Annotated in this window: 14 protein-coding genes; 7 read left to right on the top strand and 7 right to left on the bottom strand. The window is 67.3% G+C overall.

Annotation, left to right across the window (positions count from 1 at the left end):
• Positions 1 to 58: 58 nt before the first annotated feature.
• The gene (locus DTA22_RS22955; protein ID WP_112301008.1) at positions 59 to 1417 is read right to left on the bottom strand and encodes a cytochrome P450; all 1359 of its coding nucleotides are present in this window, start codon (positions 1415 to 1417) and stop codon (positions 59 to 61) included.
• Between the two features lie 87 nt (positions 1418 to 1504).
• Here DTA22_RS22955 and DTA22_RS22950 point away from each other — a divergent pair, with 87 nt between their 5' ends.
• Positions 1505 to 2122, top strand: coding sequence for a TetR/AcrR family transcriptional regulator (locus DTA22_RS22950; protein WP_112301007.1), 618 nt, complete (start codon positions 1505 to 1507; stop codon positions 2120 to 2122).
• A gap of 49 nt (positions 2123 to 2171) precedes the next feature.
• The gene (locus tag DTA22_RS22945) at positions 2172 to 3101 is read left to right on the top strand and encodes an alpha/beta fold hydrolase (RefSeq protein ID WP_011597417.1); all 930 of its coding nucleotides are present in this window, start codon (positions 2172 to 2174) and stop codon (positions 3099 to 3101) included.
• A gap of 33 nt (positions 3102 to 3134) precedes the next feature.
• Here DTA22_RS22945 and DTA22_RS22940 read toward each other — a convergent pair whose 3' ends face one another.
• Positions 3135 to 3908, bottom strand: a complete 774-nt coding sequence (locus tag DTA22_RS22940) for a VOC family protein (RefSeq protein WP_112301006.1) — start codon at positions 3906 to 3908, stop codon at positions 3135 to 3137.
• 115 nt (positions 3909 to 4023) lie between these two features.
• On the opposite strand from DTA22_RS22940, the gene DTA22_RS22935 reads away from it, so the two are divergent.
• Positions 4024 to 5310: a lactate 2-monooxygenase gene (locus DTA22_RS22935; protein WP_037233058.1), complete on the top strand. Its 1287-nt coding sequence runs from the start codon at positions 4024 to 4026 to the stop codon at positions 5308 to 5310.
• A gap of 4 nt (positions 5311 to 5314) precedes the next feature.
• Here the strand turns inward: DTA22_RS22935 and DTA22_RS22930 are convergent, their stop codons facing one another.
• Entirely contained in the window at positions 5315 to 5611 is a 297-nt protein-coding gene (locus DTA22_RS22930; RefSeq protein ID WP_174233852.1) for a response regulator transcription factor, read from the bottom strand.
• 106 nt (positions 5612 to 5717) lie between these two features.
• On the bottom strand, positions 5718 to 6806 hold the full coding sequence (locus tag DTA22_RS22925; protein WP_112301005.1) for a GmrSD restriction endonuclease domain-containing protein: 1089 nt from the start codon (positions 6804 to 6806) through the stop codon (positions 5718 to 5720).
• Positions 6807 to 7571: 765 nt separating this feature from the next.
• Between DTA22_RS22925 and tnpB the strand changes: the two genes are divergently transcribed.
• The 4 genes from tnpB to DTA22_RS22905 all read left to right on the top strand — a co-directional run bounded on the left by tnpB (position 7572) and on the right by DTA22_RS22905 (position 11250).
• Positions 7572 to 9137, top strand: a complete 1566-nt coding sequence (gene tnpB / locus DTA22_RS22920) for an IS607 family element RNA-guided endonuclease TnpB (RefSeq protein ID WP_245973351.1) — start codon at positions 7572 to 7574, stop codon at positions 9135 to 9137.
• A 58-nt stretch (positions 9138 to 9195) separates the two neighbouring features.
• Entirely contained in the window at positions 9196 to 10185 is a 990-nt protein-coding gene (locus DTA22_RS22915; RefSeq protein ID WP_037233063.1) for an alpha/beta hydrolase, read from the top strand.
• Entirely contained in the window at positions 10182 to 10643 is a 462-nt protein-coding gene (gene arfB / locus DTA22_RS22910) for an alternative ribosome rescue aminoacyl-tRNA hydrolase ArfB (protein ID WP_052033224.1), read from the top strand. The genes DTA22_RS22915 and arfB overlap by 4 nt, the downstream gene beginning before the upstream one ends.
• A gap of 124 nt (positions 10644 to 10767) precedes the next feature.
• On the top strand, positions 10768 to 11250 hold the full coding sequence (locus DTA22_RS22905) for a sigma factor-like helix-turn-helix DNA-binding protein (protein WP_112301004.1): 483 nt from the start codon (positions 10768 to 10770) through the stop codon (positions 11248 to 11250).
• A 6-nt stretch (positions 11251 to 11256) separates the two neighbouring features.
• On the opposite strand, the gene DTA22_RS22900 is transcribed toward DTA22_RS22905, so the two are convergent.
• The 3 genes from DTA22_RS22900 to DTA22_RS22890 are packed head-to-tail and all read right to left on the bottom strand — an operon-like array spanning position 11257 to position 12525.
• On the bottom strand, positions 11257 to 11607 hold the full coding sequence (locus DTA22_RS22900) for a VOC family protein (RefSeq protein ID WP_037233068.1): 351 nt from the start codon (positions 11605 to 11607) through the stop codon (positions 11257 to 11259).
• Between the two features lie 40 nt (positions 11608 to 11647).
• Complete coding sequence (locus tag DTA22_RS22895) at positions 11648 to 12211, bottom strand: SRPBCC family protein (protein ID WP_037233071.1); 564 nt, start codon at positions 12209 to 12211, stop codon at positions 11648 to 11650.
• Entirely contained in the window at positions 12208 to 12525 is a 318-nt protein-coding gene (locus DTA22_RS22890) for an ArsR/SmtB family transcription factor (RefSeq protein ID WP_037233074.1), read from the bottom strand. The genes DTA22_RS22895 and DTA22_RS22890 overlap by 4 nt, the downstream gene beginning before the upstream one ends.
• Positions 12526 to 12531 lie beyond the last annotated feature (6 nt).

The following is a 12531-nucleotide window of genomic DNA, read 5'->3' as shown; positions in this document are numbered from 1 at the left end:
TGGATCGGCTCGGCCTGCACTACGCGGAATCGGCTGAGGCTGCGCTCTGGGTACCGGCTCAGCCGATTCGGTGGTGCAGGTCCACGGGCTGGCCGTCGGAGGGGAACGGCAGCGAGGTGTAGTTGAGCGGGGCGACGTAGCCGGGGCTCACCTGCCAGTCGAATCGTTGCAGCAGGTGGTGCATGACCGCCTTGATCTCGGCGCCCGCGAAGTGCATTCCCAGGCATTTGTGCACGCCGCCGCCGAACGGCTCCCACGCGAACCGGTGGACCTTGTCCTCACGGCGTTCGGGTGCGAACCGCTCGGGGTCGAACCGCTCCGGATCGGGCCAGTACTCGGGCATGTGATGGGTGAAGTGCACGACCACCGACATGTACGTGCCGCGGGGGATGTAGTGGCCGAGCACCTCGGTGTCCTCGACCGCGCGGCGAGCGACCACCGGGACCGGCGGAACGAGACGCAGGCATTCCTTCATGACGAGGTCGAGGTCGGTCAGTTCGTCGAGTTGACCGTACGTCGGGGTGGACGTGCCCAGCGCCGCCGACTGCCCCCTGCAGCGCTCCCGCCAGTCGGGGTGCTGACCGAGATACTGCATCATCGTCGACAGCGTGATGGTGGACGTGTCGTGGGCGGCCATCAGCAGGAAGATCATGTGATTGACGATGTCGTCGTCGCTGAAGCGTTGCCCCTCTTCGGATTCGATGTGGCACAGTGCGGAGAACAGGTCGTCGCCGGCGCCCGCTCGTCGCGTGGGCAGGTAGCGGCGGAAGAACTCCTCGAGTCGTGTGCGCCCGTCGATGCCGCGCTTCCATCGCGTTCCGGGCAGGGGGTACCGCACCACCGACGTGGCGGCCTGCACGCAGTCGATGAAGGCCTTGTTGATCTCTGCCATCTCCTGGGGCGTCGACCCCTCGGCGCCGCCCATGAAGATGCTCGTGGCGAGATCGAGTGTCAGCTCCTTCAGCGCGGGGTACGCGGCGAAGCCCGGGGTGGGCTGCCAGGCGTCGAGCCCCTTGTCGATCGCGGGATGGAGTGCCTCGGTATAGCGCGACAGCCGGTCCCGGGTGAAGGCCTGCTGCATGATTCGCCGGTGGGCGAGGTGTTCGTCGCCGTCGAGGAGCATCAGCCCACGGTGGAAGAACGGCCCGATCAGCACGCTCCATCCGTCGCTGTTGACGAAGGCTCGGTCCTTGTTTTGCAGCACAGTCTGGCAGCCGTCCGGTCCGAGTACGGTGACCCACCGCTTGCCTGCCATGCTCAGCCACGACACGGGGCCGTAGCGCTCCCAGCGGCTCTGCAGCAGTCCCATCGGGTCGCGGAAGTATTCCAGCGAGTGTCCGATGACGGGGAATCCGGCATTGCCCGAGATGGGGTGCAGTGCGCTTTCGGGTGGGGGAGCAGCGAGAACTTTGGGCATCGGCCCTCCTCGTCGGCATATGTGACAGGACCCTCTGTCAGATGTGTGTAGTGTGCGTCACGCCTGCGGGTCTGTCAACATCGAGTCATGAGTCAACCGGCGCGCCAGTACCGCGGTCGAAGTTCCGAGGAACGCGCCGCGGACCGTCGCGCGCGACTGCTCGAGGCGGGACTGCAGGTGTTCGGCACCGTCGGCGGCGAGAAAGCGACGATGACCGCGATCTGCGCCGAGGCGAAACTCACGGAACGCTATTTCTACGAGAGCTTCAGCAGCCGGGACGACCTGCTGGTTCAGGTGATCGAGGGCATCGCCGCGGAGATCGGGGAGGCCGCGCGGGTCACTCTCCAGACGGTGACCGGTGACCCCGAAGTGCGGGCGCGGGCGGCGATCGCAACCTTCGTCGACATCCTGACGGCGGACCCGAGGAAGGGTCGGGTGTCGATCATCGAATCGGCGGGCGCCGAACCGCTGCGGACGCGACGACGTGAGTTGTTGCGGGCGTTCGCCCTGCTGGTCGCGGAGGAATCGAAGGAACTCTACGGCGACCGGGCGTGGTCGTCGCCGCAGGACGAGATCACCGCGCTGCTGTTCGTGGGTGGGCTCGCGGAACTCATGACGGCGTGGCTGAACGGCGAGATCGAGGTGTCTCCCGAGCAGATCGTCGACGCCGCGACCTACCAGTTCACGTCCACCGCGCACCGCTGAGCGGGTCCCGGGCGGAAACGTGACGGGTGTCACGTGCGAAGCTGTGGGCATGGTGGATATCGCACGCCCGCAGTTGGAGGGCACGGTCGCGGTAGGCGAGGGGCGTCGGCTCGGCTTCGCGGAGTTCGGTTCGGCACAGGGCAGGGCGGTGTTCTGGCTGCACGGCACGCCCGGTGCGCGGCGTCAGGTGCCGATGGAGGCGCGCGCGTTCGCCGAACGCGAGCACGTCCGGCTGATCGGGATCGACCGGCCGGGAGTCGGCTCGTCGACGCCGCACCGCTACGGCGCCGTGATCGACTTCGCCGAAGATCTGCGCACCGTCGCCGACACGCTGGGCGTCGATCAGATGGCCGTGGTCGGCCTGTCCGGCGGCGGCCCCTACACGCTGGCCGCGGCGTACGCGATGCCCGACCGCGTGGTCGCGACCGGCATCCTCGGGGGTGTCGCACCGACGAAGGGTCCCGACGCGATCCGCAGCGGGCTGATGGATCTCGCCGTCCTGGCGGCTCCGGTGCTGTCGGCGGGCGGTGTCCCCGTCGGGTTGGCGGCGAGTTCCGTGATCAGGCTGGCGAGGCCGTTCGCGTCGCCGATCATCGACCTGTACGGGCGGCTGTCTCCGGAGGGCGACCGCCGTCTGCTCGCGCGCCCGGAGTTCAAGGCGATGTTCCTCGACGATCTGCTCAACGGCGGTCGCAAGCAGCTCAGTGCACCGTTCGCCGATCTCGTCCTGTTCGCGCGGGACTGGGGATTCCGGGTGAACGCGGTGAAGACCCCGGTGCGCTGGTGGCACGGCGACTGCGACCACATCATTCCGCTCCGGCACGGGCAGCACATGGTGTCGCTTCTTCCCGACGCCGAGTTCCACACGATGCACGGGGAAAGCCATCTCGGGGGACTGGGCATGTCGGAGGAGATTCTCCGTTCACTCCTCGACATCTGGGACGCCAAGGAGGCGCAGGCACCGTTCGGTCCGGTGTGACGGTGGCGTGATCTGCGCGCCACCGTCGCCGGGTCAGGACTGCAGGGTCGTGATCTGGAACGTGGCGCCCAGGGGATCGGCAACGGACGCGAGCCGCCCGAACGGTGTGTCCTCCGGTTCGCGCCGGACGCTGCCGCCCAGGTCGGTCACCTTCGCGACCGCCGCATCCGTGTCCTCGACACCGATGTAGAACTGCCAGAACGAGGGGACGCCTTCCGGCAGGAACGAGTCGGCGTCCATGACTCCGGCGACGGTGCGGTCGCCGAGGTTCGCCTGCGAGTACCGGAATTCGTCTGTGTCGCCGAGGGCCTGATAGGTCCAGCCGAAGACGTCCGCGTAGAAGGGGAGCGCCGCCGCATAGTTCCGCGACAGCGTTTCGTGCCAGACGGGCGCGCCGGGCTCGTCCACGAGACCGAAGCCGTCGTGCCGATCGGCCTGCCACACGCCGATGACGGCGCCGGCGGGATCGCCGAGGATGGCCATCGTGCCCTGGTCGCCCACGACCATTGCGGGCATCATCACCTGGCCGCCCGCCTCGGCGGCCTTCGCGGCGGTGGCCTCCGCGTCCTCGGACGCGATGTACGTGGTCCACACGTTGCCGTACGGGTTGCCCTGCTGCTGGGGGCCAAGGCCCGCAATGGGTTTACCGCTCTTGCTGAAGACGGAGTAGCCGCCGTACTGCGGATCCTCGTTGGTGTCGGACCTCCACCCGAACAGCCCGGTGTAGAACGGGATGACCTGTCGTGGGTCGGAACTGGTGAGATCGATCCAGCAGGGAGCGCCGGTGAGGGACGGACGGTCGGGCATCGCGGTCTCCTAGGACGTTGGTGGTCGGGGTAGCGCGCGGTGTGGTGCCGGTCACAAACCTACGCGTCCCGGCGACCTGCCGTCGGTTCGTGATGCGCTGTGGAAGACTCGGCGCATGTCTGCGAGCGAGAATCAGGACAGCCCGGGCCGGGCCCGCCAGAATGTGATCTATCGCGACGGCGTCCTCGGCCGCACACCCTCCGTTCCCACCGACTTCGACACGCTGGAGCGACGCGCGCGGCGGAAGATGAGCGCGAAGGGGTGGGCGTACGTCCACGGCGGCGCAGGCCTGGGTCGCACGATGCAGGCCAACCGCGATGCGTTCGACAAGTGGCAGATCGTTCCCCGGGTGCTGCGCGACGTCTCCAAGCGCGACATCGGGGTCGAGTTGTTCGGGCGCAGGATTCCGGCCCCGGTGCTGCTCGCCCCGGTGGGCGCGGCCGAACTGGCCAGGCCCGAGGCGGATGTGGCGATCGCCGCCGCGGCCGCCGAACTGGGTGTGCCGTACATCTTCTCCAACCAGGGCTGCGCACCGATGGAGGAGAGTGCGGCGGCGATGGGCGACGCTCCCCGGTGGTTCCAGCTGTACTGGAGCACCGACGACGATCTCGTCGACAGCTTGCTCCAGCGCGCCGAGAACATTCGCGCGGACGCCGTCGTCGTCACCCTCGACACGACCATGCTCGGCTGGCGCCCGGAAGATCTCAACCTCGGCTCGCTGCCCTTCGCGCAGGGGCAGGGAATCGCGCAGTACACGTCCGATCCGGTGTTCCGCCGCATCGTGCACGAGCGGATCAAGACCGCCGCGAGCAAGGCGGACGTCGAGGTGACACTCGGCGCGATCCGGTCACTGGTGTCGATGACCCGGCGCTTCCCGGGCCGCTTCCTCGACAACCTGCGGTCGCCGGAACCGCGGGCCGCCGTGGAGACGTTCCTCGACATCTACTCCCGTCCCTCGCTGAGCTGGTCCGACATCGAGACCCTCCGCAGCAGGACGTCCCTGCCGATCCTCCTCAAGGGCGTGCTCCATCCGGACGACGCCAGGCGGGCGCTCGACGCCGGCGTGGACGGCATCGTCGTCTCGAATCACGGTGGGCGCCAGGTGGACGGCAGCGTGTCGTCGCTGGACGCCCTCGTGGACATCGCGCCCGTCGTCGACGGCAGGCTGACGCTGCTCCTCGACAGCGGAATCCGCACGGGAGCAGACGTCTTCAAGGCCCTCGCCTTGGGTGCGGACGCCGTGACGCTCGGCCGGCCGCACCTGTACGGACTGGCCCTCGCCGGTCAGGCCGGTGCGCGGGACGCCACGGCCAACGTGATCGCCGAGTTCGATCTCACGATGGGTCTCAGCGGCCTGACATCGGTGGCCGAGATCGACCGGGACGCCCTGCGCAGGGCGTAGGCCGTCAGAGTTCCGCGATCGTGATGATCCCGTCCTGAAGGGCCCGGACCAGCAGCGTCGTCTTGGTGGACGCGTCACGTCCGACCAGCGCGTACTTCTCGCGGATACGGGTCAGATGGGTGTTGACCGTTCCGAGAGCGATGTGGAGGTCGGCGGCGACGGCGAGCTTGGAGTCGCCCCGCAACCAGTGGCGGAGAACCTCGATTTCGCGCGCCGACAACGCCGGCTTCTGATAAGTGCGGGCGACTGGCGGTTCGTCCGTATGTGGGGGGTGCCCGAGTGCGTCGGGTGCAGTGGTCATGCCGATCTCATCTTTCTGACATGTACAGAGAGCTACAGGTACCCGACGTCCCTGCAGGCAGTTCAGATTAACTGGTGGTGGCGGCGCGTGTCGCGCCAGGCCCGGATCAGCTCTCACAGCCGACGCCGTCGCCGTCGCGATCGAGATGGGTGCCGTAGCCCGGCTCGCCGATGTGAACCGGCGCGGCACCGGCCGCCTTGGCCGCCGAACAGTTCTTGTAGTAGACGTCGCTCGGCGGTGCCGTGTCGACGAACGGGACGGGCGCGGGTGCCGGAGCGGGAACGGGAGTGGGCGCAGGTGCCGCTTCCGGCACCGTGGCGGTACTCGGAGCGGGCGCGACGGCAGGCGTCGCCGCCCCGCAGTCCTGCAGAACCCGGGCGATCGCATCGTGTTCGGCCTGGGTCACCCACAGTCCGTACGCGGCCTTCACCTCCACCTGATCGGTCACGTAGGTGCACCGGTAGCTCTTGTTCGGGGGCAGCCAGGTTGCGGCGTCTCCGTCCGATTTCTGCTGGTTGGTGGGGCCGTCGACGGCTTTCAGGTTCCGCGGATCGTTGGCGAAGTTCACCCGGGTCGCGGTGTCGAGCTGCTGGGCTCCCTTCTGCCAGGCGTCGGACAGCGCGACGACGTGATCGATCTGCACGGCGTTCGACGTGCCCTCACCGCGGACGAAGGAGATGGTGTTGCCCGTGTACGGGTCGAGGAGCGTTCCGGTCTGTACCGCGCAGTCGCGCGTGCCCGGCTTGAACACGATCTGTTCGAGGTCGCGCCCGAGAATGTCGTTCCGCGTGTCGCATCCGTTGTGGCCGCCCTCGACCATGACGTCGTCGGTCCACGCCTGACCGAAGAGATCCCGGTCGTAGCCGGTTTTCGGTGCGCGTCCCTTGATCTCGAGGCCGGCGAGTTGCTGCAGCGCGGCGGTCGCGTCGGCGGCGCCGACCGCGGCGGGTTCGGCCGGCGAAAGGGCGAGGGCAGACGAAACCGGCACCGTTGTCGACGAATTCGACGCGGCATGCACGGTCGTCGAATCGGCGAGCGTCGGCGTCACAGACGCGGATACCGCTGTGGCCTGGGCCGATTGGTCGTCCCGTCCGGGGCTGAGGAACGAGACCGCGGCCACGGCTACGACGATCCCGCCGGTGATCCAGGGCCACTTCTTGCGTACGGCAGATGGTGAGGGCGGGGGAAACGTCATGCCGGTCCTTCAATGAACGTGGGGGGTCGGATGTTCATCGCGCGGAAGGTCGCTTCCGTTACTCGGCATCGGGAACTGTTAGCATGCCCGGGACCGGAATTCGTGCGGGTAGAGGGTTGCGTACGGTTTGCGTGATCGAACTGTGTGATGTTGTTTTAGTGTGGTTTAGCGCCGTGATGTTGAAGGGTTGGGCGGCGAACACGTGAAGTATCGGATCGCGTTGGCGTGGTTCCACGCGGGGCGCTGCCGATCCAGGCTCGGCGGTTGCCGTCGGGCACGATTCCGGTAGGGGATCCGAACGGGCGGCATCTCATTCGGCGGGTTCTGTGGGCGCGGTGGTGGCGTAGCGCTCGGTGTCGCCCTCTGATCAGAGCCGATGTGGGACGCCAGACCGGGTGGGGCGTGTGGTAACCGAAATGCGGAAAGCATGGCCTGAGTGTGCCGGAGGCGGTCACCGAGATCGGTTCCGGCCGAGGCGGGAAACGCACCGCACTTCACAGGCTACTGGCTGATTGGAGTGTGTCGACGATCGCGTCGAGCATCGGAACCGCCTCGCCGGGTTCGAGTTCGGGTTCGGGTTCGAGTGCATCGGCCCAGTGTTGTCGGTGCCCTGTCGTACGCTGCTCGTGTTGACCGACGACGGGGTGGTTGGTGGTGGGGGTGCGATATGACCGAGGTGATAACCGCGTTGTGCGCTCGCTGGTGCGGGAAGTGTGGTGCACGCCGCAATGCCGCGGCTGATGTGACCGCTGCGGCGGACCTGGCGTGACGTCCACCGCTGGGCTGATCGATCCCGGTGCCCAGGTCACCGCACCGACTCCCGGCCGGACTCTGGACGCGACTGTCGAACAGGGCGTGGACTCATCTCGGGTGGTGATCCGTGCTTTCGTGTACGTCCTCGATCCGACCCCCGAGCAGGCGTCGGCGTTGCGGTCGCACTGTGGGGCGCAGCGTTTCGCCTACAACTGGGCACTGTCGGAGATCAAGGCGAACCTCGACCAACGCGCTGCGGAACGATCCTACGAGATCCCTGACGCGGAGTTGACGCCGCCGGTGTCGTGGTCTGCGTACAGTCTGCGCAAACACTGGAATATCGTCAAGAACGACGTCGCCGTCAACGCCGCCACTGGGCAGGTGTGGTGGCCGGAGAATTCGAAAGAGGCCTACAGTTCCGGACTCGCGAACTGCGCGGCCGCCCTGTCGAACTGGTCCGACGCCCGATCCGGAAAACGCAAAGGTCTGATGGGATTTCCCCGTTTCAAGAGCAAACGGGCGGTGCTGTCGTGCCGGTTCACCACCGGCAGTTTCGGGTTGGTCACCGACAGCGGGGATCGACGCCACATCCAACTACCACGGATCGGCGTGGTCCGGTCTGCCGAATCGACCCGCAAATTGGCACGAAAGACGATCGCCGGGACGGCGCGGATTCGGTCGGCGACCCTCTCGTTTCGTCGGGGCCGGTGGCAGGTGTCGTTCTCGGTCGAAATCGCTCTCCCCGCGCGGGCACTGCCACCCGCCACCACCGGTACCTCCGCCGCGGTCGGCGATTGCGGTGTGGTGGTCGGAGTCGATGTGGGGGTCAAACACCTCGCAGTCCTCTCGAACGGGGAGATGATTGAGAATCCGACGCACGCACGCAAGCATGCGAAACAACTTCGTAGCCTCGGGCGCCGTGCGTCCCGCCGTGTCGGCCCGGATCGTCGCACCGGTCAACAACCCTCCCGGCGCTGGCTGCGCACCCAGGAACAGATCCGGGCGGTGCACACCCGCATCGCGAACAGTCGCCGCGATCACCTGCACAAACTCACCACCCGACTGGTGCGGGACTTCGATACCGTCGTCGTCGAAGACCTCAACGTCGCGGGAATGACCCGCTCCGGTGGCGCCTACAAGCGGGGGTTGAACCGGGCTCTGCAGGATGCGGCGTTCGCCGAGATCCGGCGACAACTGACCTATAAGTGCGAATGGGCTGGCACCGGTCTGCAGGTGGCAGACCGGTGGTATCCGTCGAGTAAGACCTGCTCGAACTGTCAGGTAGTGAAAGCCAAACTACCGTTGAATGTTCGGGTGTTCAGCTGCGATGCGTGCGGATTTCGCGCTGATCGTGATCACAATGCTGCTCTCAACCTCGCTGCACTCGCAGCGGTTGTTGACGGTGGTGCGTCTTCGGCGAGTTGCGGACGAGACGTAAAAGACGCCCGACAGAAACCAACCATAAGACCCGCCACTCGGTGGGCTGACGGTATCGCTGCGGGAACACCACCTGGTGGTGAACGTGCCCGGGGTAACCCGGATACTCATGCAGACGGCACTAAACGACACTCAGCATGAACGGCGGTAGACGGTCGTGACACGACACATTTTTCGGGGGAAATTGCGAACAGCGGCCGTGACGGCCGTGACCGTGGTCTCTCTCTGCCTCGGCGGCACCGTCGCGGCCGCCGATCCGATCGTCGACACCGGTCGGGCGCTCGGTTCCGCGGTGGCGCCGAACGGGTCGAAGCTCGATCACGTCACCGTGATCGATCCGAGACACCTGACGTTGCACGTCTTCTCGGCGTCGATGCAGAAGGTGGTGCCCGTATACGTGCAGCGGCCCGCCGACACGAGCGTGCCGAGGCCCACGCTGTACTTCCTCGACGGTCAGGTTCGTCGGGAGAAGACCGACGTCGAAGAGTTCCTGGCCGACCAGAACGTGAACATCGTCAGCCCTTCCGGCGGCGAGAACGCGTATTGGACCGACTGGAAGAGCCCCGACCCGGCGATGGGGGTGAACAAGTGGAAGACCTTTATGACTCAGGAGCTTCCGCCGGTCGTCGACGCGGCCCTCGGCACCAACGGAGTCAACGCGCTCGCTGGCATGTCACGGGTCGGCACCGCGGCGCTGCAGTTGGCGATCGCCGCTCCCGGACTGTTCCGTGGTGTGGCCGCGTACAGCGGTTGCGCCCTGACCAGTGATCCGCTCGGGCAGCTCCTCATCAAGATCACCATGGACAACTACGGTTACGGCAATCCGGTCAACATGTACGGCAAGGCGGACGATCCGGCGTGGGCGGCGAACGATCCCTACGTGCACGCGGCCGAACTGCGCGGAACGGAACTGTTCCTCTCCAACGGCAACGGTCTGCCGGGCCGCCACGAGACTCTGGACGGCCCCGGGATCGACGGGAACGTCGCTACACTCGCGCGGCAGATCTACGCGGGTGGCCCCATCGAAGCGGTGACCAACTACTGCACCCATCGATTCACGGATCGCCTGGGCGAGCTGGGAATACCTGCAACCGCGAGTTTCCGTAACTCGGGCACACACTCATGGGGGTACTGGCAGGACGACCTGCACGATTCCTGGCCGGTGCTGGCCCGGGCGCTGGGAGTGTGAGCGAAGTTCCTCCGGTGTTTCCCGGCGGCGAGGTCACCGACGACCTCGAGATCACGCGGTCGCTCGTCGTTCCGGCCGCCGAGTTGCAGTGGCGGTTCTCTCGCGCCGGCGGTCCCGGGGGTCAGGGAGTCAACACCACGGACTCGCGGGTGGAGTTGCGGGTGAACCTGTGGACGTTGTCGACGCTGTCGCCTGCACAGCTCGAGCGCATGCAGGTTCAGCTGGGGCACAGGCTCGTTGACGGGGTGGTCGCTGTGACGGCGTCCGAAACCCGTTCACAGCTGCGTAATCGGCGCGCGGCGCGGGCCCGGATGGCGGCACTGTTGCGCGCGGCTGTTCTGGCCGAACCCCGCACCAGGCGTCCGACCAAGGCGACCAAGGGTTCGCACCGACGAAGACTCGACGCCAAGAAGCAACGCGGCCAGACCAAGAACCTGCGGAGGAAGCCGGACATGTAGGTGGTTTCACGCACCGGGAAATGGGGAATCTCCCGGATGTGTCGACCCCTCGTGTGCCGGAAGATGAGTACGGAAGCGCCGTGACGGATGACCGGAGGCGGCGAGGTCGGGGGATCGAGGTCACATGAGTGTGCTTGACGAGGAATTACATTCGGCAGCGTCGGCTGCCGCGGCGGGGGATCGCAGGGCCGTCGAGCGGGTGATGACGACGCTGTGGCCGCAGGTGGTGCGCTATTGCCGCACCCGCGTGGGGAATTCCACGCAGGTCACGCGGCCGGCGGACGAGGTGGCTCAGGAAGCGCTGCTCGCGGTGGCGCGGGACCTTCCGGCTCTCGCTCGCAGTGACCATCCCGTCCGCGAGGTGTATCGCATCGTGAGCCGGACCGTTGCGGACGTGCACGGCGACGCGGCCGGAAGCCCCGACATTCCGGCGGAAGTCGCCGGGTTGCTGCACCATCTCGACGCCACCGCCCGGGAGATCGTGCTGCTGCGGGTCATCGACGGGCTGTCCGTGCACGACACCGCGGGCGTCCTCGGGCTCCCGGTGGGCCGGGTCCTCGTCGTGCAGCACGAGGCGCTGAAGACACTGCGGACGAAGGTGGCCTGAGCGGTGTCAGCGCCGGTCGGACAGGACGCAGAACTCGTTGCCCTCCGGATCGGCGAGCACCACCCAACTCTGCTCGCCCTGACCGACATCCGCGTGCCGGGCGCCGAGCCCGAGTAGTCGTGCGACCTCGGCCTGCTGATCGTCGGGCCGGAAGTCGAGATGCAGCCGGTTCGGTAGCTGCTTCCGGTCCGGAACGGCCACGAACAGGATTTCGGGGTGACTGTCGGCCCGGGGCCGGATGTGGACGTCGCCGTCGGAATCGGTCACGGCGCCCCAACCCAGAGCCTCGGCCCACCAGCGTCCCAGGGCCGCCGGATCGACGGCGTTGACCACCACGGCTTCCCATTGCAGTCCCATGCGTCAACGGTACGGGGAGCGGCGGACGCCCGTCACCGATTCACTGCAGCGTCGGATCGATCGGTTCGACGCCGAGGCGTTCGGAGTATTGCTCGTTGAGTTCGCGCCAGCCGTAGTCCATCGCTTCGGCGCCGACGATCGGTCCGATCGGATTGCCGTCGAGCAGGGCCTCGGCGACGTCCAGGCACATGTGCCACCCGGCGGCCGTCATCGCCGCGGTTCGCTGGTCGTCGAGCGTGTGGCGCAAGGTCAGTCGCGTGCCCGCGTCGGTTTCCTCGATCGTCCAGAGCAGGAGGTCGTCGCCCCAGGTGTGTTCGAGGACGTGAGGTGCTTCGGCCCGGGTCACGGTGCCGTCGAGTTCGGTGCGGTCCTGCCCGTCGACCATGATCAGGGTGGCGGGACCGACTGTTCCGAGGTTCCGGTCCGCGGTGTACGGCGCCCACTGCGGAAGTTCGCCGGGGTCGGTGAGCGCGGTCCACAGCGCCGACGGCGAGTGGGTGAAGTCGCGGACGAAGGTCAGGGTCCAGCGGGTGCCGTCGGGTCGTGCTTCGACGTGCCGCAGTGGGCCGGGGCGGAAGTCGCGCCGTGCGTCTGGCTCGGTCATGAGGGGGTCTCCTTCGAATCGAGGTGCCGCTCGAGGGCGTCGAAGTGATGCGTCCACAGCAGGCGGTAGGGCTGCAGCCACGCGTCGAACTCGTCGAAGGGTTCGCGGTGCAGGCTGTAGATGCGCTGCTGGGCGGCGGTGCGGCAGGTGACGAATCCGGCCTGGCGCAGCACCCGCAGGTGCTTGGACACGGTCGGCTGCGGCAGTGCGAGCTGGTCGACGAGTTCGCCGACGCTGGCGTGGCCGGACCGCAGCCGTTCGAGGATCCTGCGCCTCTGCGGTTCGGCGACCACGGTGAACACGTCCGGTGCCATGCTCCC

This window comes from Rhodococcus wratislaviensis (assembly GCF_900455735.1).
GTDB classification, from domain to species: Bacteria; Actinomycetota; Actinomycetes; order Mycobacteriales; family Mycobacteriaceae; genus Rhodococcus_F; species Rhodococcus_F wratislaviensis.
The sequence above is the reverse complement of the archived record's forward strand: the minus strand, read 5'-3'. Positions and strand labels throughout refer to the sequence as shown.

Coding starts and splice junctions, on each gene's coding strand:
- DTA22_RS22925 (WP_112301005.1), bottom strand. CDS start 6,806: ATGACGTTTCCCCCGCCCTCACCATCTGCCGTACGCAAGAAGTGGCCC.
- DTA22_RS22950 (WP_112301007.1), top strand. CDS start 1,505: ATGAGTCAACCGGCGCGCCAGTACCGCGGTCGAAGTTCCGAGGAACGC.
- DTA22_RS22905 (WP_112301004.1), top strand. CDS start 10,768: ATGAGTGTGCTTGACGAGGAATTACATTCGGCAGCGTCGGCTGCCGCG.
- DTA22_RS22940 (WP_112301006.1), bottom strand. CDS start 3,908: ATGCCCGACCGTCCGTCCCTCACCGGCGCTCCCTGCTGGATCGATCTC.
- DTA22_RS22890 (WP_037233074.1), bottom strand. CDS start 12,525: ATGGCACCGGACGTGTTCACCGTGGTCGCCGAACCGCAGAGGCGCAGG.
- DTA22_RS22895 (WP_037233071.1), bottom strand. CDS start 12,211: ATGACCGAGCCAGACGCACGGCGCGACTTCCGCCCCGGCCCACTGCGG.
- DTA22_RS22955 (WP_112301008.1), bottom strand. CDS start 1,417: ATGCCCAAAGTTCTCGCTGCTCCCCCACCCGAAAGCGCACTGCACCCC.
- DTA22_RS22930 (WP_174233852.1), bottom strand. CDS start 5,611: ATGACCACTGCACCCGACGCACTCGGGCACCCCCCACATACGGACGAA.
- DTA22_RS22935 (WP_037233058.1), top strand. CDS start 4,024: ATGTCTGCGAGCGAGAATCAGGACAGCCCGGGCCGGGCCCGCCAGAAT.
- DTA22_RS22945 (WP_011597417.1), top strand. CDS start 2,172: ATGGTGGATATCGCACGCCCGCAGTTGGAGGGCACGGTCGCGGTAGGC.
- DTA22_RS22900 (WP_037233068.1), bottom strand. CDS start 11,607: ATGGGACTGCAATGGGAAGCCGTGGTGGTCAACGCCGTCGATCCGGCG.